Here is a 20,544-nt window from a genome sequence, read left to right on the forward strand (position 1 = left end):
GCGTGGTAATCATGTCGCCATGCCCACGACGTCCCTGCGATCCACCGATCCCCGGCACGTACGGGGATACCGGCTGTGCGAGCGGCTCGGCGCCGGCGGACAGGGCGTGGTGTACCTGGCCGAGTCGCAGGACGGCGAACGCGTCGCGCTCAAGCTGATGCACGCGGGCACGGCGGGCTCCGAGCGGCGCTTCCTGTCGGAGGTGGCCAGCCTGCGCCGGGTCGCGCCGTTCTGCACGGCCAGACTGCTGGACGCGGGCGTCGAGAACGGCCGGCCGTACCTCGTGAGTGAGCTGGTCGACGGCGTCTCGCTGGACGAGCACGTGCGGGCCGAGGGGCCGCGTGACGAAGGGGCGCTCGAGCGGCTGGCGATCGGCACGATGACCGCGCTCGCCGCCATCCACAGGGCCGGGATCGTGCACCGCGACTTCAAGCCGCACAACGTCCTGCTCAGCCTCGACGGGCCTCGCGTGATCGACTTCGGGGTGGCCAGGCTGCTCGACAGCTCCAGCACGGTGAACGCGATGCCGGTCGGCACGCCCGCCTACCTCGCACCCGAGCAGGTCGCGGGCGAACCGATCGGCACGCCGGTCGACATGTTCGCCTGGGGCCTCACGATGGCCTACGCCTCCAGCGGCCGTCCCGCCTACGCGGCCGACTCGCTGCCCGCGGTCCTGGGCCGCATCCTGTACGGCGAGCCGGACCTCGGGGAGCTGTCGGGGTCGCTGCGTGAGCTCGTCGTCGCCTGCCTGGCCAGGGAGCCGGGCGAGCGGCCGACGGCCGAGCAGGCGCTGGCGAGGCTGCTCGGCGCGCCCGAAGAGCGGCCGCACGCCCCCACCCTCACCCCCGTGCCGGTGGCGCCCGTGGCCGTCGCGCCGCGCAGGCCGTGGTTGTTCTGGGGAGTCGCCGTCGCGGTGGTGCTGACCCTGCTCGGCGGTGTGACGATGTGGGTGCTGGGCCGGCAGGAGGCCGACGAGCAGGGCGGCGTCGCCGGGCTGTGGCGTGGTGCGGCCAGCCATCCGACCTCGCGCACGTCCTTTCCCGTGGAGATCAGGCTCGGCGAGGCGGCCGGGTACATGCGCTGGGGCGAGAGCATGCACTGCAGCGGCACGCTGACCAGGGTCGACGGGCTGGTGTATCTGCTGACCCTGGTCGAGGGCAAGGCGTGTTACCCGGGGACGCTGGTGCTCACCGAGCGGTCCGACGGGTCCATGGGGCTGGAGGTCACCCGCCAGCGCGAGGGCATACCCCGGTATAGCGGAACAGTCCGGAAATAGTGCGATCACAGCACTGTCACGGTACGTGTCCGGACCGTTGACGGCGTTCGATCTCTCGCCTTCAGTGGAGGAAGAGCAACGGGTGGCGGCGAGGGGAGGCGCCCGTGCCATATGCGCAGCCGCTCAGAACGGGGGACCCGGTCAGGCTCGGCGACTACGATCTCGTCGGCCGGTTGGGTGAGGGCGGCCAGGGACTGGTCTATCTGGGCAGCCGCGACGGCGTGCGCTACGCGGTCAAGCTGCTGCACGGCTCCGTGGGCCAGGGCAGTGCGGCCTTCCTGCGCGAGGTGGAACTGGCCAAGCACGTCGCCAGGTTCTGCACCGCCCAGGTGGTCGACGCCGGGTTCGACGAGGATCGGCCCTACATCGTCAGCGAGTACGTCGACGGGCCGTCGCTGCATCGCGAGGTGGCGCTGACCGGGCCGCGCACGGGAGGCGCGCTCGAACGGCTGGCCGTGGGCACCGCGACCGCGCTCGCCGCCATCCACCGGGCGGGCATCGTGCACCGCGACTTCAAGCCGCAGAACGTCCTGCTGGGCGCCGACGGCCCCCGGGTGATCGACTTCGGTCTGGCCAAGGCGCTGGACGCCGCCGCGACCGTCAGCGGGCGGGGCGTCGGCACGCCCGCGTACATGGCGCCCGAGCAGATCACCGCCTCGCTGGTGACCGGCGCCGCCGACGTCTTCGCCTGGGGCGCGACGATGTGCTTCGCGGCCAACGCCGCCGCGCCCTTCGGACAGGACTCGGTCGCCCCCGTGCTGCATCGCATCCTGACCGCGCAACCGGTGCTCGGCCGGTTGTCGGGGCAGCTCAGGGACCTGGTGGCGGCCTGCCTCGACAAGGACCCGCGCGGGCGGCCCAGCAGCAGGGAGTTACTGCTGGCGCTGCTGGGGGAGGGGGAGGGCGTGGCGGCGGAGGCACTGCGCTCGCCTCCGCCGCACCCGTATCCCCGGTCGGCGGCCGCGCCGTCGCCGTCGGGGGCCTCGCCCGACGCGTTCGCCGAGCCTGAGGGCAGCGGCGCATCCGGCGCGTACTGGTTGCTCGAGGTCACCGGTGCGCATGCCGGGCCGTCACGGCCCGCCGCTCCGACCGTCGAAAGCCCTCGGTGGGGCGGGCGTCCGGCCAGCAGGGGGCTGCTCGCCGTGTCCGGGGCCCTGCTGATCAGTGCCGCCGTGCTGGTGGCCGTGCTGGTGCCCGCCCTGCGGGCCGACGAGCGCACGGCGGGAGCGGCGGCGGCCCGGCCGTCGGACACCGCGGCCTCGCAGGCCCCGGTGCGGGAGCCGTCGAACTCGGCCAAGGAGAGCAAGGCCACACGCCCGCGCGGGCAGAGCCTGATCACGCCCGGGCTCAGGATGCCCGGCGTGGTGGGCATGGGCAGGGCGGACGCCGTCCAGGCGATCAGGGCGGCGGGGCTGACACCGGGCCGGGTGCGCGAGGTGGACTCGGCCGAGGCGGTGGGGCAGGTCGTCTCGACCGTCCCGGCGGCGGGCACGGCCGGGCTGGCCAAGGGGGCGAGCGTGGACCTCACCGTGTCGGCGGGCGTCCGGGTGCCCGCACTGGCCGGGCTCACCCGGACGGCGGCCGAGGCCAGGCTGGCCGCCGCCGGACTGCGGGTCGGCCAGGTCACCCGGGCGTGCGGCACGGGCCAGGAGGGCGGCGTGCTGTCCTCGAAACCGGGCGCCGGTCGCAGGCTGCAGGCGGGAAAGGCCGTGGCGCTCGTCGTGACCAGGCACGGCGCCGCCGTACCCGGGGTGACCGGGCTCGCGCCGCCCGACGCCAGGGCGGCGCTGCGGGCGGCGGGCTTCGCCGTACGGCAGCGGGGCAGGCTGGTGGAGGATCCGGCGTCGGTCGGGGTCGTGCTGGCGCAGAGCACGGCGTCGGGCACGTGCGCCGAGCCGGGCCTCACGGTGGTGCTGACGGTCGGGCTGCTCGCCCAGACGGGGCCGGAGCCGGGCCCGGATGAGCCCGAGCCCGGCCCGCCGACGAGTGCGCCTCCGACGAGCGCGCCGACCGAACCCCCGGCCGACCCCTCGGTGGGGGAGGCGCTCTAGTCAGATCGTGGTGGCCTGGATCGGTATGCGGTTGTACCAGAGGGTGGGGATCCAGCTCGGCAGATCGGCGCTGCGGGGCAGGACGCGCGACTGCTTGGGGCCCGGCTTGGGCAGGCCCGCCCCGTAGGCGCTGAGCACGCGGTGGACGTGGTCCATGCAGTTGTTGGTCAGGACGATGTAGCCCGACCTCTCCACCTCGGTGACCGCGGCGCGTGCGGCGCTCTCGTCGGCCGCGTCGACCGCCACGCACTTGTAGGAGGTGTAGCGGTTGGGCGAGTGCAGGGTGCCGCCGAACTCGGCCCGCATGTCGGACAGGGTGCCGTACGCACGCCAGGCGCCGGTGTCGCCGCCCGCCGGGATCCGGGGGGCTCCGGAGGGGTTCTCCGTCGAGCCGTACACGTACAGGTCCTGGCCCGACGACGAGCGCTGCCTGACCTTGAAGGCCCAGCCGACGTGGCCGAGGTGGACCACCCCGCCGATCGGCGCGCCCTTCGGCGCGTGGAACACGCACGCGCGTCCCGTCCACGCGGCCGTGCGGGGCGGCGAGCCGTCGTCGCCGCTCGCCCGCCTGCCGCCGCACTCGGGCACCTGCCGGGTGATGTCGCCCCCCGTGTCCAGCCACACGTCCGGGATGTAGCCGGTGCGGCCGTCGATGGCGGTCAGGTTCCAGTACGGGTTCGTCCCTCCCCATCCGCTGACGTCCTGGTCACCTCGGACGTAGCAGCTGACCGTTCCGCTGTGTCCGGTCGGGATGCGCGTGGCGACCGGCGAGCCGACCCGCGGCTCGACCCGCAGCCCGACATCCGGTACGGCTCGCACGACGCCGTTCAGGGCGGCCCCCGTGGCGGCCTGAACGGGAGTGGGGGCGGCGAGCAGGGCGGCGAGTGCGGCGATGGAGGTGAGGAGGGCGGGCAGGCGGGATCTGCGGGGGGACGGCATGGCGAATCTCCTGTTCAGGGGGAATCTCAAGGGGAACGGTGTCTCGCCCAGTTATGTCACCGCGCCACGCACAGCAACCAGTCGTGAAATATGGGGACAAAGGGGGGACATTGTTCTTGATCCACAAGCTGGGCGCAGTGGACAATGAGCCGCCGTTCCCGCTGTCGGCATCCAGCCGCCTTCCCGCTGTCGGCATCGCTCCACTGTTTCCCGTCTCGCCCGTCCCCCTTCCGCCAACCGTCCGAGGCTCGGCTGTGATCAAGCTTGCTGTGGTGGATGACCATCCCTTCATGCGGGAGGGCGTCGTGCGCTTCTTCCGGGACGTGGCCGACGTCGAGGTCGTCGCGAGTGCGGCGACGGCGGGCGAGGTCGGCGGGACGCCCGACGTGCTGCTGCTCGACCTCTACCTGGCCGACGGGCAACCGGCCGTCGCGGTCATCGAGGACTGGGCGCCGCGCACGAGGGTGCTGGTGATGTCGGCATCGGGCGAGCAGGCCGACGTGGTGGCGGCGTTGCGGGCGGGTGCGTGCGGGTACCTCACCAAGAACTCCGAGCCGGTGGAGTTCCACGCGGCGGTCGTGTCGGTCGCCTCCGGCGGGTTCGTGCTGGGCAACGGGCTGGCCGCGATCCTGCGCGGGCAACTGGCGGCCCCGGCCTCGCCGCTCGCGGGGCGGCCCGCGCTCGCCCCGCGTGAGGCGGAGGTCCTGGCCCACCTGGCCAAGGGGCGCACCCGCCGCCAGACGGCCACCCGGATGGGCGTGGCCGAGTCCACCGTGGACACGCTGGTCAAACGCATCAGGGTGAAGCTCGGCCTCGGTCACCTGGCCGAGCTCATCCGGGCGGCCGACGAGCTGGGCCTGCGCCCGCCGGACGAGTGAGCACACGCGAGCACGGCTCGGCCGAGCGCACGCTGCTGGTGGCGTTCGCGGTGATCAGGGCCGGGGCGCTGAGCACCCTGCTGGTCACGGCGGCGACCGGCGAGGCGCGCTCCTGGCCTGCCGTACTGCTGGTGGTGGAGGGGGTGGTGCTGGGGGCGCTGGCCTGGCGGTCGGGGCGGGTGCCGCCGTGGTGGCTGGTGGTGGCCGATGCCTGGCTGCTGGCTGTGATCATGGCATTGGTCGTCGTGCAGACGCGTGACCCCGGCGCGCACAGCTGGTCGAACTGGCCTTGGGACTACGCGGTGCCGACGGCGTTCGCGGTGGGGCTGGGCGCGGGGCGTCCCGCGGTCGCCGTGCTCTCCGTCGCTCCCGTGCTCGGCGTCGTGGCCTGGAGCGCGCCCGCGGTCGGGCTGCCGATCGGCCACACGTTCTTCGACCTGGCGACGGTCGTCGTCAACGTCCTGGTCGGCGTGCTGGCCGCACGCGCGGTGCGCCGCAGGGCCGCGGAGGCCGATTCGGCACGCGAGGCGACGACGGCGGCGCAGGCGGCCGTCGCACGCGAACGCGAGAAGGCGGCACACGCCCGGGTCCTGCACGACGAGGTGCTGCAGACGATGGAGACGCTCGCCCAGCCGGGCCAGGTCGCCGACGCCAGGCTGCGGGCGAGGGTACGCGCCGAGGCGGGCAGGCTCCGCGACCTCATCGCACTGCCCGCACGGGCGGCGGGCCCGCACACGGCGCTGGCCGACGCCGCCGACCGGGCCAGGCGGCTCGGCCTGACCGTGGACCTCACGCTCGCGGGCGACCTGCCGCCCGGCGGCTGCGCGCAGGCGGGAGCCGCCGTCCGGACGTATCTGACCGCGCTCGCCGCCGCCGACGAGCCGTGCAAGGTGGTGGTGCACGCCGAGGCCGAAGGGGACGTGCTGGTGGTGACCATGACCCACCGGGGCGAACCCGCGGCTCCGGTCGGGCCGCACGGGGTCGTCGAGCACACACCCGGTGAGGGCACCGAGGTCGAGCTCAGGTTCGCCTGCCGATGACGACGCGATTCGGACGGCAGGGCACCGAGCGCTCGGTGGCTCTCGTCTTCTGCGCCCTGCGCGTCGGCTTCGGCGCGCAACTGCTGGTGATGGCGCTCGGCGGCAGGAACGAGTGGCTGACCGGCCCGCTCGGACCGCTGCTCGCCGTGGTCGCCGCCGAGGCCGCGCTCCTCGTCGTCTGGGCGGTGCGCAGGCGCAGGCCGCCGCCCGCGTGGGCGGTCGTGGCCGACGCGCTGCTCCTGGCCGTGGTCGTCCTGCTCTGCTCGGGTCTGGCCGAGCCCGGCTGGACCTATCCCTACGCCTCGGTCGTCGTCGTGGGGGCCGGGCTCGCGCTGCGGCGGCTGCCCGTGTTCGTCGCGGCCGTCGCTCCGCTCACCGTGGTGGTGTCGGCGGCGATGGCGGGCGTCGACCGGCCGGTCGTGGTGGGTACGGCGATGGCCGGGATGGGCCTGATGGCCTGGACGAGCGCATGGGCGCTGCGCTCGCAGGCCGACGCGCTGGACGCGGCCAGGGAGCAGGCGGGCACGGCGGCGGCCGAACTGGCCAGGGCCGAGGAGCGCGCCGCGCACGCCAGGCTGCTCGGCACCCGTGTGCTCGGCGTCTTCGACGAACTGGCCTCGGGCGAGCGGGTCCACGACTCCCGCCTGCGCGCCCACGTGGCCGACCAGGCCCGCTGGCTGCGCTCCTACCTGCGCGAGGCGGGCGACACGGCCCCCGTACGGCTCGGCGCGGCGATGCGCACGCTCGTGGCCAGGGTCGAGGGCCCCACGCTCGCCGTCCGGCTGGAGCTGGGGCCCGCGGCCGAGGCGCGGTTGCCCGGGGAGGTGGGCCGGGCGTTGACGGCCGCGGTGCAGGAGGCGCTGGTCAATGTGCGCAAGCACGCCGGGGTGGGCAGGGCCAGGGTGCTGGCCGAGATGGAGTGCGGGCGGCTGCGCGTGAGCGTCGTCGACCGGGGACGCGGGTTCGCGGTGGGGGAGCGGGCGGGGTTCGGGTTGCGCGAGTCGCTGGCGGGCGCGGTCGAGGCGGTGGGCGGCGCCGTGGTGGTGGAGTCGGCGCCGGGCGAGGGGACCCGGGTGGTGATCAGCGTCGCGGCCGAGCCGAGTTCCGCCTGAAGCAGGCGTCCCCTGAACCGGGTGTCCCCGGACCAGGTGTCCCCAGAACCGGGGACACGCTCACCCTCGCAGCACGCTCACCCTCGCAGCACGCTCACCCCCGCAGCACGCTCACCCCCGCAGCACGCTCACCCCCGCAGCACGCGCAGTACCGAGGCGAGCAGGACCGGGCGTACCTGCTCCTCCGGCAGGTCGATCGTCTGCACGACGGCCGCCTGGACGGCCCCCATGACGGCCCATGCGGTGACGCGGCGTTCGGCGTCGGGATCGGGCCCGGTCACGCGGGTGTAGATCTCATCGCGAAAGGTACGGATGGCCTCGCCCGGCGACCCGGGAGGGGCGTGGTCGGCACAGCCGATGTCCTCCATGAGCAGCCGTATGACCGTGCGGTGCCGTACGACGAAGGCGACGAGGGCGCTCACGAACTCCTCGTGGCCGGCGAACTCGGCGCCGAGCAGGGCGAGCATGTCGTCGGCGGCGGGGGCGATGAGCTCGGCGGCGAGCCGGTCCTTCGGATGGAAGTGGTAGGCCACCGCGGTCTTGGTCAGGCCGACGGCGGCGGCGATGTCGGACAGCGACGTGGCCGCGTAGCCGCGCTCGGCGAACAGCGTCCTGGCCGCGGCCAGGATGCGCGTCCGGGTGTCGTTGCCGTGGTCGAGTGTGGTCATCATCTCAATTCCGACGAAGCTACAGCTTTACCCGAATATCCCGCCTAATCTCAGCCCATAGGGGGCTGAACGGTCGTACAGGACGGGCGTTTCGTGGGCATTTTCATACTTGCATAGGGTGGGCGAGGCCGATGACGCGTTTCCTTGGACGGCTGGGCGGCTGGTGCGCCAGGCACGGCTGGGCCGTACTGGCGTTGTGGGTGGTCGCGGCCGTCGGGCTGACCGCGACGAGCTTCGCCCTGGGCAGGCCGGTCAGCACCGACGCCTCGATCCCGGGCACCGACGCCCAGCGCGCGCACGACCTCATGCGTGAGGGCTTCGGCCCCGGCCTCGACCCGGGCGGCACGGTCAGACTGGTGCTGTACACGGCCGAGGGCAAACTCGTCGACGAACCGCGCAAGCAGGCCGTCGAACGCGCGATGGCCGCCCTGCGCGAGGCGCCCCACGTGGTGGAGGTCGGCACGCCCTACGCGATGGGCGGCCTGGCCCCGAACCTGGCCATCGGCGTGATCACCGTCAGGCTCGAAGGACACGACCCGGTGAAGGTCGCCGAGACCACCCAGGTCCTGTCCAAGGCCGCCGAACCGGCCCGCGCCGCCGGGATCGAGGTCGTGCCCGCCGACAGCTCCACTCCCGCCGACAAGGAGATCAAGACCGGGCCCAGCGAGATCATCGGTGTGATCTGCGCCCTGCTCGTGCTGCTGTTCGCGTTCGGGACGCTGGTGGCCGCACTGGTGCCGATCTTCACCGCGCTGATCAGCGTCGCCACCGGGCTCGCGGTGATCGGCCTGCTCGGCCATGTCGTCGACGTGCCCAAGCAGGCGGGCATCATGGCCACGATGATCGGGCTCGGCGTCGGCATCGACTACGCGCTGTTCCTGCTCTCGCGCCATCGCAGGCTGCTGGCCGACGGCGTGCCCGTGCCCGAGGCGGTGCGCCGGACGACGGCGAGTTCGGGCGGAGCCGTCGTGTTCGCGGGCGGCACGGTGATCATCGCACTGAGCGCGCTGCTGCTCGGCGGGTTCCCGCTGCTCCAGACGCTCGGCTGGATCACCGGCATCTCGGTCGTGTGCGCCGTCCTCACCGCCGTGACGCTGGTCCCCGCGCTGCTCGGCCTGCTCGGGCATCGGGTCAACGCGCTGCGGATCCCGTTCATCGGGCGTTCGGACGACTCGGGCTGGGCCGGGCTCGGCCACTGGGTGGCCAGGCGGCCGTGGAAGGTGCTCATCGGCAGCCTGCTGGTGCTCGGCGCGCTGGCCGCCCCCGCGCTGGCCCTCAAGCTCGGCCCGCTCGACGACGGGTACGGCGAGCGCGACTCGGCCGCGCGGCGCTCTTACGACCTGATGACGACGGGCTTCGGCCCCGGCAGCAACGGACCGCTCCTCGTGGTGGCCGCCCTGGACACGAGGACGGCAGCCACCACGCCCGCCGATCCCGCCCTGCAGATGCTCAAGGCCAAGGTCGAGCAGGTCGACGGCGTCGCCCACGTCACCGAGCCCAAGCTCAACACCGACGGCCGCTCGGTCCTGCTGCAGGCCGTCCCCGAGTACGCGCCGAGCGACGACCGCGCCGCGGACGTGGTGCGGGCCGTACGCGCGATCGAGGTGCCGGGGGCGCGTGTGCACGTGGGCGGCGAGGTGGCCGCGATGGCGGACGCCTCCACCCGGATCACCGAGCGCACGCCGCTGGTGATCGGCGTGGTCGTCCTGCTCAGTGCGCTGCTGTTGCTGCTGGCCTTCAGGGCGCCCGTGGTGGCGGTGAAGGCGGCGCTGATGAACCTCGTCTCGCTCGGCGCCGCGTTCGGGGCGCTGGCGCTGGTGTTCTCCATCGGGCTCGGCAGCGGGCTGGTCGGCATGGACGCACCGGCGAGCGCCTCCGACGGCTACCTGGTGACGTACTTCTTCACCGTGCCGATCGACGGCTACGTGCCGCTGATGCTGTTCGCCGTGCTGTTCGGGCTGTCGATGGACTACGAGGTGTTCCTGCTGACGGCCGTACGGCAGGCGTATCTCAAGCACGGCGACAACCGCAGGTCGGTGGCCGAGGGGCTCGGCTCGACCGGGCGGGTGATCACGTCGGCCGCGTTGATCATGGTGGCGGTGTTCGTCGCGTTCATCGCCTATCCCGATCCGCTGGTGAAGGTGTTCGGCGTCGGCCTGGCGGTGGCGGTCGCGGTGGACGCCACGATCATCAGGGGCTTCCTCGTGCCCGCCACCATGGTGCTGCTCGGCCGGGCGAACTGGTGGTGCCCGCGCTGGCTCGACCGGCTGCTCCCGAACCTGTCCATCGAAGGACACGAGGACGACGAGAGCCAGGCGCCCGCCAAGGAACTGCTCGGCACGCGCTGAGAACCGCACGGGTCCGGAACGTCATACGGTGGTACTCGGCTCGGCGTGGGCTCCGTAACCTTTCGGGAGAGCGGTGGAGTTTCGGGTACTCGGTCCCGTTGAAGTGTGGGACAGCGGTCGGATGGTACGTCTCGGCGGTCCCAAGCCGCGTGCGCTGCTGGCCGCCCTGCTGCTGGAGTCCGGCCGTGTGGTCTCGGTCGAACGGCTCATCGACGTCCTGTGGCCCGACGACCCGCCCGGCAGCGCGCCCGCCCTTGTCCACACCTACGTCTCGGCCCTGCGCAAGCAGCTCGGCGTCATCGAGACCAGGACGCCCGGCTACCTGGTCAGGCTGAACCCGGGCGAGCTCGACGCCGACCGTTTCGACGCGCTCACGGCGCAGGGCCGGAAGCTGGCCGCCGAAGGCAGGGCCGAGGCGGCCGGCGAGACGCTCGCCCGGGCCCTGGCCCTGTGGCGCGGTGCGCCGCTCGGCGGCATCGGCGACGCGCTCACCGCCGAGGCCGTACGGCTGGCCGAGCTCAGGACCGCAGCGATCGAGGACCGCGTCGCCGCCGACCTGGCCAGAGGGGCGCAGGCCGAGCTGGTCGCCGAGCTGAGGGCGCTGGTCGCCGAGCACCCGACGAGGGAGCGGTTACGCGGCCAGCTCATGGTCGCGCTGTACCGGGTGGGCATGCAGGCCGAGGCGCTGACCACCTTCATGGCGGGCCGGGCGCTGCTGGTGGACGAGCTCGGCGTCGAGCCGGGCGCGGAGCTGCGCGCGGTGCACGAGGCGGTGCTGCGCGGCGACGACGGCGTTCTGTGCTCGACGGGCGGCGGCATGCCCGTCGTCAGGGTGAGCGCGTCCGCCTCCCGGCTGTCCGGCGCCGTGGTCAGACCGGCGCAGCTGCCGCCCGAGCCCGCCGATTTCACCGGCAGGTCCGACGAGGCCGCCGTGCTGATCGCCCAGATGCGCGTCCGCCGAAGCGTCCCCGTTGCCGTCCTGGCCGGGCAGGGCGGCAGCGGCAAGTCGGCACTCGCCGCGCACGTCGGCCACCGGCTGGTCGCCGACTTCCCCGACGGCCAGATCCACGTGGAGCTGCGCGGTATGTCCGACGCGCCCGCCGCGCCCGGGGAGGTGCTCGGCAGGCTGCTGCGCGAACTCGGCACCGAACCGGCCGATCTGCCCACCAGCCTGGAGGAGCGGGTGGCCAGGTACCGCTCGGTCCTGGCGGGCAGGCGGGTCCTCGTCGTGCTCGACGACGCGGCCGACGAAGGGCAGGTGCGCCCGCTGCTGCCCGGCAGTCCCGGCCCCGGCGTGCTCATCACCTCGCGCAACCGGCTGCCCGGCCTGGCCGGAGCGGTGCTGACCGAGCTCGGTGTGCTGCCCGAGTCCGAAGGCGTGCTGCTGCTCAGCAGGATCGTGGGCGAGCAGCGGGTGGCGGCCGAGCCCGGAGCGGCACGCGCGATCGTCGCCCTGTGCGGCAGCCTGCCCCTGGCCATCAGGATCGCGGGCGCGCGTCTGGCCGCACGCCGAGGCTGGTCGCTCGACATGCTGGCCGGCAGGCTCGGCAGCGAGCGGCGCAGGCTCGACGAACTGTCGGCGGGCGACCAGGAGGTGCGGGCGAGCATCGAGCTGAGCCTGCGGGCGCTGCCCGACCCGGCCAGGCGGGGGCTGCGGCTGCTCGGCGTGCTCGGATCGCGCGACTTCTGCGCCAACACGGTCGCGGTGGCGCTCGACGTGACACAGGAGAGCGGCGAGGCCGTCGTCGAGAGCCTCGTCGACGCGCAACTGGTGAGCCTCGGCGGCAGCGACGCACGCGGACGGCTGCGCTACCGGATGCACGACCTGGTGCGCATCTTCGCCCGCGAACGCGCCGAGGCCGAGGACCCGCGCGAGCTGCGGATCGGGGCGGTGCGACGGGTGCTCGGCCAGTGGCTCGCCCTGATCAGGCGGATCACCCTGGCCGAGCCGAGAGGCGCCATCCACCTGCGCGAGAGCTACGAGCACGCCCTGGAGGTCGACGAGGCACACGCCGCCGATGTGCTGGCCGCCCCGCAGGCGTGGCTGGAGTCGGAGCAGGCCTCGATGGTCGTCGGCGTCGAGGTGGCCGCCGCCATGGACCTGGACGACCTGGCGGGCGAGCTGGCCTCGGCGCTGTTCGGCGCGGTCTTCGTCATGCACAACCAGTTCCAGGCCTGGACGCGTACCCACGACGCGGCGCTGGCCGCCGCCCGCCGCGCGGGCAACACGCACGGGGAGGCCAGGCTGCTGGCCGAGCTGGGCGAGCTCAGATACGCCCAGGACCGCTGGGCCGAGGCCCGCGTGTGCCTGACCAGCGCCCTGGCCATCTTCCACGACGAGGGCGACGTGCCCGGCGAGGTGTCGATCATGTCGACGCTCGGCGCCGTCTGCCGGGAGCAGGGCAGGCTGAAGGAGGCGCTCACCCATCTGGACCGGGCCCGCGCCCTGGCCGAAGGCAGGGGCGACGCCGCCGCCGTCGGACCGGTGGCCAGGCTCCAGGCCTCGGTGCGTCTCGAACTCGGCGACTTCGGCGGCGCCTTCGCCGACATCGCCCGCTCGCTGGCCGCGCACCGGCTCGACGGCAGCCGCAGGGGAGAGGCGCTGGCCCTGCGGACGATGTCCACCGTGCACAGGGCCGTAGGGGAGCTCGGCCTGGCCGAGGAGCTGTCGGTCAGGGCGATCGGCATGTTCAGGGAGGTGGGCGACGAACTCCTGGAGGCGTTCGGCGTACAGGCGTGGGTCAAGACGCTCGTGCGTCAGGGGCGCACGGCCGGGCTGGGCGAGCGCATGGAGACGGCGCTCGCCGCGCACCGCAGGGCGGGCGACAGGTTCGGCACGGCGCTCAGCCTGCGCACGGCCGCGGAGCTGCACCTGGCCGAAGGCGAGCACGCCGCGGCCAGGGCCAGGTTCGCCGAGGCGTTCGCACTGTGGCACGAGCTCGACCTCCCGCTGTGGCGCGCGCGAACCCTGCGCGACCTGGCCACGCTCGAACACCGCGAAGGCCGCGCCGAGGCCGCCGCGACCGCCATGACCGAAGCCCTGGCCATCTTCAAGAGCCACGGCTCACGCGAGTACGGCGAGCTCACGCGCGAGCCTCACGGCGGCCAGGACAGCGGCCCGTAGCGGGCGTCGGAGCCGGTGGCCGCCGCCCAGTACCTGTCGCCGTAGGACCAGTGCCACCACTCGGTCGGATAGTTGACCAGTCCGGCACGGCCCAGCGCGGTGAGCAGGATCCGCCGGTTGGCCACCGCGCGTTCGCCCAGCCCTTCGGCATGCGTGTAGCAGGCGCCGGACGCCTCGTCGGGGTCGGCGTTGACCTCGCCGCCCATACGGATCTCGTTGCCCTCCTCCGTGCACAGGGTGAGGTCGACCGCGCCGCCGCTGACGTGCGGCGCGATCGAGGGCGGGGCGAGGGCACGGCTGGTCTGCACGCGCAGGTGCTCCTCGCTCCACTCCGGGTGCCTGGCACGCAGGTCGGCGGCGTAGGCGTCGAAGTAGGCCACCTGCCGCCGCATCGGCCGATACCCCTCGACGACCAGCAGGCGCAGCCCGGCGGGCAGCGACTCGGCGGCGCGGGCCAGCCGCTCGGCCACACCCGACCTGGCCATGGCGTAGGCGCCTTCGGCGTCGGCCAGGCGTGCGTCCAGCCGCAGTCCGGGCACCTGCCGGAGGTCGACCAGCGGCTCGCCGCACTCGGCCACCGTGACGGCGGCGAGCCTCGGGTCGGACATCAGCATGATCTCGGCCATCGTCGCCCTCTCCGGCGGTGGTGGTCAGCAGGTCGGGATGACCATGCCGGTGTTGTCCTTGGCCTCGTCGTCGCCCCAGCGCGACAGGTACAGCGCCGAGACGTACTGCCCGCGCCACGGGTCGCCCGAGTCGAGGTCGGTGCACAGCCACCAGTGGTTGTAGGCCGATCCCGCCCGCATCACCGGGCCCCAGACCTTGCAGTACACATAGTTCGTCCCGGCCCGCAGCGTGCCGGTCGCCGGGCCGCCCGGTGTGGCGCTGCCGGGGGCGTCGGCGTAGGTGTCGACCAGGTAGGTGGTGAGGACGGGCTCGGCGTAGCCGACGATGCTCGTGGCGGACCTGGCGTAGCTGCGGCTCCTGATCTGGCTCGGCGTGCCGCTGTTGCCGTCGATCGTGCTCAGCGTGCTCGCGTTCGCCGTTTTCACCACGCCCACGTGGTCGATGACGCCGTCGCCGCCCCAGTCGAAGACGACGGCGTCACCGGGTTGCGGTGTGTAGGCGCTCCCCGCGGCGTGCCAGGTGCCGAAGGTCTGGCCGTAGTCCCTGAAGGAGGAGGCGTTGCCGGTCAGCACGCCGCCGCTCCCCTCGGGCACGTCGGCATGCCGTACTCCGGCTGCCTTCCACACGTACTTCACGAAGTCGGCGCACCAGTCGCTCTCGCGCCATCGCACGCCGTCGGTGGTGGGGCAGGACGGGGTGGCGGGCTTCCAGGCGCGGAAGTAGCCGGTGTAGTAGTTGCACACGCCCCATGTGCTCTGCGGGCCCGTGCCGTGGTTGCGGGTGGCGTCCGCCTGCTCGGCCTCGGCCTTCTCGATGATCAGCGCGCGTCCCGTCGAGGCCGACGCGGCGCCCGCTCCCGCCGCGAACTGCCCGATGGCCGCCACGAGTGTGAGGGCCAGAGCCGTGCTGAACCGCCTTGACACCATCGCGTGTCCCTTCCTGCCGTCGTTCCGGCCCTCCCCGGTGGGGCCGGGTGTTGCCCGGTGCGGTTCGAGGGCGGCTCGAACCGACGGGACCCACTGTGCGGCACGCGCCTATAGATCTCCTCCAAGCGCGGGGCGGCGGCAGGACAGGGGCTCAGGCGCGGTGGCGGCCCCTGCCGGGGACGAGGACGGGAGCGGCGGCGGCAGTGGCCGTAGCCGTGGCCGTGGCGCCGCCTCTGTGCCTGCGGCCGCGCAGCGGCGCGTCCTGGGTGAAGGCGGGCGTCGAGGGGACGTGGTGGTTCAGCAGGTCGTCGCGCTGGGTGAAGACCTGGCCCGCGGGCATGTGGTCCCTGCGGCTGTGCCGGCGACCGCGCAGCGGACCGTCCTGCGTGAACGTGGTGCTCTCCTCGACCGGCAGCTCACGCGACCTGCGCCGCCCCCGGTAGGCCGAGGCGGCCCTGGTGCGCGGCGACAGCCTGGGCGTGAAGGCCTCGAACTCCGACGCACGGCCTTCGGGCTCGCCGGTGAAGGACGGCGCGGCCAGCACCAGGTCGGGTACGGCCAGCGTGGAGCTCTGCGCGTGGCGGCCCGCCGCGGCTCCAGCGAGTTCGGCGATCGGCGCGGCGGTGACCGAGGTGAGCTGGACGGTCGAGGTCTCGGCCGCGACCGTGGGCGCCACGATCGTCGAGGACTCGTGGACCTCCTGCGTCTGCGGCACGGTCGTGCTCTCGGCCACACGCTCGGCGGCGAACGCCGTCACGCTGGGCACGGCCGTACGCCTGCGGGTGCCCGCGCGTCTGCGGCCGGGCTGGCGGGCGGGCCGCGACAGCAGGGCGGCGGCGGGGGCGAAGCGCAGGCGTACCTGACGCGACTTGGCCACGGCCAGGACGGCGAGCGCGGCGATCAGGGCCGGGCCGACGAGGGCGGGTGAGCCGAGTGCGGGCATCGGCGAGGTGGCGGAGGCGTCGGCGAAGGACGCGAGCGGCTCGGCGGTGACGGCCTTGGTGTCGGCGGTGGCCGGTTTGGCGTGCTTGCCGGTCTTGCCGGGCGCCGGAGCGGCTGCCTGGGCCGGGACGGCGGCCTTGGGCTCGGGCGCCTTGGCCACCGCGTCGGCGCTCTTGGGCTCGGCGGCGGCCAGCAGGGGCGCGTGGGCGGGCTCGGGCGAGGCGGGGGCGCGGTCGGGCACCAGGGCGGTGATGCTCGGCGGCAGCCGCAGATGGCCCACGTCGCTGTCCTTGGCGGCCTGCGACTGCTCCAGCAGGGCCTGCTCGTGCGCCTCCTCGGCGGCCTTGTCGAGCCTGGCCTTGATCTTCTCCGGGTACCCGTATCCGACGACCTTGCTCTGGTCGCGCTCCTTGCGCTTGGCGACGCCCCCGTCGATGTTGCCCTCGATCGTGAAGATCTTGTCGCCCTGGACCTTCGTGACGATGCCGACATGGTCGATGTCGTCGATCTCGTCGCCGCCGCGCCAGTCGTAGAAGACGAACGCGCCCGGCTTCGGGGTGGTGCCCCAGGCGTCCTGCTCCTTGAACCATTCGGCGTGGTAGACGGTGTAGGCGAACTGGCCCACCCACTCCTCGTAGCCGAGCTTGTGCGCACCCCACGACAGGAACATGTCGCACCACGGGGCGCCGGAGTAGTCGGCGTCGAACTCGACGTTCTTCCCGTACCAATCGCCGAACTTGGTGTCGCCGCCGTTGTCGTGCTCGGAGTAGCCGAGCTCGCCTTCGAGCAGCTCGATGAGCTTCTGCGTCTCTGGAGTCATGGAAGTACGGGGGAACCTTCCGGGCATGGCGGCAACGGGGGAGAAGCCTGGGGCATACGGGACGAAACCATCTGCGTGATGAGGGAGGCTACCTGTGCAAAAGAGCAGGTCAAGCCAGCGTCAACCACACGCCAAGTCCGTCGTCCCGGGAAAACCGCTGGTCACAAGGCTCCCAGACATATCTCGCAAAAGCCGACATCATGCAAAAAGATCTACCAAACTTCAGCGAGGAACGCGACCGAAACGTGACCATTCCCAGGCCGGAACGGCGATTCGCCTGCCGAAAGAGGGGGCTCACTCCCCTTCCACCTCGTCGGCAGACGTGCTTTCGACCGCGCCGCTCCCCATGGACGCCGTGCTCGCCGCGGGCGTGGTCTCGCCCGGCGCGGAGGCGGAGGCGGAGGCGGGGGTGGGTGCGGGCGCGGGAGCGGCGACGGTGGTGGGGGCGGGCAGGGGCGTGCGGAAGGTGGAGGCCGCGGTGGGCGTGCTCGGATCGGTGCTCCCGCCGGGAGGCGACGCCGTGGAGGGCGGGGCCGTGACGGGCGGCGGTGAGGTGACGGAAGGGGTGGGGCACGGCGGGCCGGTCACGGTGACCTCGCTGATCTGGGGCCCGTTGGCCGCCGCCGGCTCGGTGAACACCATGAGGCCGAAGTGCGCCTGCCTGCCGCACGCGACGTCGTCCACGTCACGCCGCACGCCGACGGAGTAGCCGCTGCGCCCGGTCAGCGTCGTCGTCGTCTGGTGCACGGTACGGGCGGGCCCCTCGCCGTCGCGCCGCGTGTAGGACACGCGCAGCCGTACGGGACCCGGCCCGCTGGCCGAGATGCGCAAGGCTCCGGCGGAGCCGTTCCAGCGGGAGATCTGCGCGGCCTTGACCGCGGGGGTGCGCGAGGCGGACGGCGGGGTGGGGACGGGCGGCTCGGGCGGTGTGGCCATGATCGTGCTGGGGGCGGCACTGGCCGAGCCCTTGGCCTTGGGCGGGCGCTGGGTGGAGCGTGCGGCCTTCGACGGGGTGATCTCGGTCGCGGGGGCCGACCCGGCCTCGACCGTGGACTGCGGCGGCTGCAGCAGCGCGCCGGGGTCGGGCAGCAGCCGCCCGCCCGAGACCAGCAGCGCCACCACCACCGCCAGCATCGCACCGCCCGCCACCCACACCCTCGGCGGCAGCTTCGGCACCGTGCCGATCGCCCTGGTGACCGGCGTGCCGCGCGGCGGCGTGCCCGCGCTCGCGACGGTCTGGGCGAGCGGGAAGCGCAGCGCGAGCACGGTGGCGAGTTCGGCCAGGTGCCTGCGCCCCCGCTTCTCCCACTCCGGCCCGTAGCTCGCGAGCGCGTCCTCCTCGACCTCGGCGGCGAACGCGGCGGCCGAGTCCGGCCGGTCGGCGCCGTCCTTGGCCAGTCCTCTGCGCAGCAGGTCACGCAGGGTGTCGGGCGCGACCTCGACCGGGATCGGCTGGTTCAGATGGGCCTCGCGCAGCCCCGGCACGTCGTCGATGCGGTACGGCGGGCGACCCTTGACGCACTCGAACAGCACACACGCCGCCGCGTACAGATCGGCGGACGTGCCCGCCTCCCCGCTGGTCCAGAGCTCGGGCGCCATGTACGGCGGGCTGCCCGCCGGAACGCCGGGCTCCTCGGCGTGCACGGCCAGCCCGAAGTCGGCCAGCTTGCTGGTCCCGTCCGCCTGGATGAGCACGTTGTCCGGCTTGACGTCCCGGTGTGGAATGCCCCTCCCGTGCGCGGCGTCCAGCGCCAGCAGGACGCCCTTGAGCACGACGAGCGCCGCCTCGGGCGACATGCGCGTGTGCTCGGCCAGCAGGGCGCGCAGCGACACCCCGTCGACGAGCTCCATGACGACGGCGGCCCGCTTGGCGGTCTCGACGTACTCGTAGAGCCTGACGATGTGCGGGTCGTCGAGATCGACCAGCGCGGGCGCCTCGTCGCGGTATCTCCGCATGAAGTCGGCGTCACGGCGCAGCGTGGCATTGAGATATTTGATGGCGACGTATGCGCCTGTTGTGGCGTATGTGGCGAGGAAGACGCGGCCAGTGCTGCCTGCGCCGAGCTGGCGCACTTCGCGGTATCCCGGAACCATCCATCACCCCGAATCAGATTCGTTCAGAACTTCGACGGTCTCACCCGGGGTTCCGGTTGTCACGAGTCACGATATTTCACTCTTGGCGTAAGGGGTATGACGCTCTGTAATCAAGGTGAGGGGATCTCGATGCGCACCCACAAGCCCGACCTACCGCTTGTAGCGGTGACCGTGGCGATGCTGCTCGGCGTGGTGGTCTGGGGCGCGCTCGGCACCGAGTCGCTCAACGACACCGGCGAGGCCGCACTCGGCTGGGTCCTGGCCAATCTCGGCTGGGTCTTCGTCGTGGCGGCCGACTTCTTCCTCGTCCTGGCCGTCGTCCTGGCCGTGAGCAAGTACGGCAGGATCAGGCTCGGCAAGGACGACGACGCACCGGAGTTCGGCAACCTGGCCTGGTACGCGATGATGTTCAGCGCCGGGATGGGCATCGGCCTGATGTTCTACGGCGTCGCCGAGCCGATGGAGCACTTCCTCGCCCCTCCGGGCGGCCTCGGCGTCACGCCCGGCACCCCGGCCGCCGCGCGCACCGCGATGGAGTACACCCTCTTCCACTGGACCCTGCATCCCTGGGCGATCTACGCCATCACCGGCCTGGCCCTGGCGTACTCGACCTTCCGCAAAGGCAGGGGCAACAGGTTCAGCGCCGCCTTCGAGCCGCTGTTCGGGCAGCGCAAAGGCGTGGGCCGGGCGCTGGACGGGCTGGCGGTGCTCGCCACCGTCTTCGGCACCGCGACCAGCCTTGGTCTCGGCGCACTGCAGGTGGAGTACGGGCTGAACCAGCTGTTCGACGTCGGCGGGCGCAGCGCCGAGGTGGTCATCATCGTCGTGCTGACCGCGGCCTTCGTCCTGTCGGCGGCCACCGGCGTGCACGGCGGGGTGCAGTGGCTGAGCACGGCCAATGTCTACCTGGCCGGGGTACTGGCCCTGGTGATCTTCGTATTCGGGCCGACGGTCGCCATCCTCGACCTCATCCCGGCCTCGGTCGGCAGCTATCTCAACGACCTGATCCCGATGGCCACCCGCACCGGCGCATTCGTGGACAAGGCCTGGCTGGGCGCCTGGACGATCTTCTACTGGGCGTGGTGGCTGTCGTGGGCGCCGTTCGTCGGCGCGTTCATCGCCCGCATCTCGCGCGGCCGTACGATCCGTGAGTTCATCGTGGGGGTGATGGCCGTGCCGAGCGCGGCCAGCGTCATCTGGTTCTGCGTCAGCGGGGGGAGCGCGCTCACCCTGCAGCGCTCCGGGGCGGCCGACCTCGCGGGCCCGGTGGCCGAGAGCCCCGAGGCGGGAATGTTCGCCCTGCTCGACGCGCTGCCGATCAGCGGCGTCACCACCGTCGTCGCCGTGGTGCTGGTCGCGCTGTACTTCGTCACGGGCGCCGACTCGGCCTCGCTGGTGCTCGGGTCGCTGTCGTCGAAGGGGTCGCTGCATCCGCCGCGCACTCTGGTGATCATGTGGGGCGTGCTCATCGGCGCGGTGGCGGTGGTGCTGCTGGTCGCGGGCGGGCTGCAGGCCCTGCAGCAGGCGACGATCCTGGTGGCACTGCCGTTCGTGATCGTGATGCTGTTGCTGTGCGTCGCGGTGGGCAAGGAACTGCGCCACGACCCCGGCGCGGGCCCGCCCCACGTACGCGCACGCGGCTACGGCCTGCCGATCGCGATCAAACGCGTGGTCGGCCGCGACACCAGGACCTGAGCGC

General features: G+C 73.1%; 14 protein-coding genes. 8 read left to right on the forward strand and 6 right to left on the reverse strand.

Annotation, left to right across the window (positions count from 1 at the left end; genetic code table 11):
* Positions 1-19 precede the first annotated feature (19 nt).
* On the forward strand, positions 20-1,276 hold the full coding sequence (locus tag ACTWNK_RS11475; protein ID WP_474303875.1) for a serine/threonine-protein kinase: 1,257 nt from the start codon (positions 20-22) through the stop codon (positions 1,274-1,276).
* 104 nt (positions 1,277-1,380) lie between these two features.
* Positions 1,381-3,327 (forward strand): serine/threonine-protein kinase, encoded by a 1,947-nt coding sequence (locus ACTWNK_RS11480; protein WP_474303876.1) that lies wholly within the window; start codon positions 1,381-1,383, stop codon positions 3,325-3,327.
* Here the strand turns inward: ACTWNK_RS11480 and ACTWNK_RS11485 are convergent, their stop codons facing one another.
* Positions 3,328-4,266 carry a hypothetical protein gene (locus ACTWNK_RS11485; protein ID WP_474303877.1) on the reverse strand — a complete coding sequence of 313 codons (939 nt, stop codon included), beginning with the start codon at positions 4,264-4,266 and terminating at the stop codon, positions 3,328-3,330.
* A gap of 53 nt (positions 4,267-4,319) precedes the next feature.
* On the opposite strand from ACTWNK_RS11485, the gene ACTWNK_RS11490 reads away from it, so the two are divergent.
* The 3 genes from ACTWNK_RS11490 to ACTWNK_RS11500 are packed head-to-tail and all read left to right on the forward strand — an operon-like array spanning position 4,320 to position 7,296.
* Positions 4,320-5,144, forward strand: coding sequence for a response regulator (locus tag ACTWNK_RS11490; RefSeq protein ID WP_474303878.1), 825 nt, complete (start codon positions 4,320-4,322; stop codon positions 5,142-5,144).
* Positions 5,141-6,184, forward strand: a complete 1,044-nt coding sequence (locus tag ACTWNK_RS11495) for a hypothetical protein (protein WP_474303879.1) — start codon at positions 5,141-5,143, stop codon at positions 6,182-6,184. The genes ACTWNK_RS11490 and ACTWNK_RS11495 overlap by 4 nt, the downstream gene beginning before the upstream one ends.
* Positions 6,181-7,296: a sensor histidine kinase gene (locus tag ACTWNK_RS11500; RefSeq protein ID WP_474303880.1), complete on the forward strand. Its 1,116-nt coding sequence runs from the start codon at positions 6,181-6,183 to the stop codon at positions 7,294-7,296. Before ACTWNK_RS11495 ends, ACTWNK_RS11500 begins: the two co-directional genes overlap by 4 nt.
* Positions 7,297-7,424: 128 nt before the next feature.
* Here ACTWNK_RS11500 and ACTWNK_RS11505 read toward each other — a convergent pair whose 3' ends face one another.
* Positions 7,425-7,967: a TetR/AcrR family transcriptional regulator gene (locus ACTWNK_RS11505; RefSeq protein WP_474303881.1), complete on the reverse strand. Its 543-nt coding sequence runs from the start codon at positions 7,965-7,967 to the stop codon at positions 7,425-7,427.
* Between the two features lie 128 nt (positions 7,968-8,095).
* On the opposite strand from ACTWNK_RS11505, the gene ACTWNK_RS11510 reads away from it, so the two are divergent.
* Together ACTWNK_RS11510 and ACTWNK_RS11515 are read left to right on the forward strand one after the other, a co-directional pair.
* Positions 8,096-10,312 carry an MMPL family transporter gene (locus ACTWNK_RS11510; RefSeq protein ID WP_474303882.1) on the forward strand — a complete coding sequence of 739 codons (2,217 nt, stop codon included), beginning with the start codon at positions 8,096-8,098 and terminating at the stop codon, positions 10,310-10,312.
* A 121-nt stretch (positions 10,313-10,433) separates the two neighbouring features.
* On the forward strand, positions 10,434-13,436 hold the full coding sequence (locus ACTWNK_RS11515; protein WP_474303883.1) for an AfsR/SARP family transcriptional regulator: 3,003 nt from the start codon (positions 10,434-10,436) through the stop codon (positions 13,434-13,436).
* On the opposite strand, the gene ACTWNK_RS11520 is transcribed toward ACTWNK_RS11515, so the two are convergent.
* From ACTWNK_RS11520 to ACTWNK_RS11535, 4 genes are all read right to left on the reverse strand, one after another.
* Entirely contained in the window at positions 13,409-14,062 is a 654-nt protein-coding gene (locus tag ACTWNK_RS11520) for a M15 family metallopeptidase (RefSeq protein ID WP_474303884.1), read from the reverse strand. The two genes, ACTWNK_RS11515 and ACTWNK_RS11520, sit on opposite strands and share 28 nt — an antisense overlap.
* Positions 14,063-14,086: 24 nt before the next feature.
* Positions 14,087-14,989, reverse strand: coding sequence for a CHAP domain-containing protein (locus tag ACTWNK_RS11525; RefSeq protein ID WP_474303885.1), 903 nt, complete (start codon positions 14,987-14,989; stop codon positions 14,087-14,089).
* Between the two features lie 151 nt (positions 14,990-15,140).
* Positions 15,141-16,751, reverse strand: coding sequence for a CHAP domain-containing protein (locus ACTWNK_RS11530; protein WP_474303886.1), 1,611 nt, complete (start codon positions 16,749-16,751; stop codon positions 15,141-15,143).
* A gap of 294 nt (positions 16,752-17,045) precedes the next feature.
* Positions 17,046-18,845 carry a protein kinase domain-containing protein gene (locus ACTWNK_RS11535; protein ID WP_474303887.1) on the reverse strand — a complete coding sequence of 600 codons (1,800 nt, stop codon included), beginning with the start codon at positions 18,843-18,845 and terminating at the stop codon, positions 17,046-17,048.
* Positions 18,846-18,974: 129 nt separating this feature from the next.
* Between ACTWNK_RS11535 and ACTWNK_RS11540 the strand changes: the two genes are divergently transcribed.
* Complete coding sequence (locus ACTWNK_RS11540; RefSeq protein WP_474303888.1) at positions 18,975-20,540, forward strand: BCCT family transporter; 1,566 nt, start codon at positions 18,975-18,977, stop codon at positions 20,538-20,540.
* Positions 20,541-20,544 lie beyond the last annotated feature (4 nt).

Source organism: Nonomuraea sp. IBHARD001 (assembly GCF_056106265.1).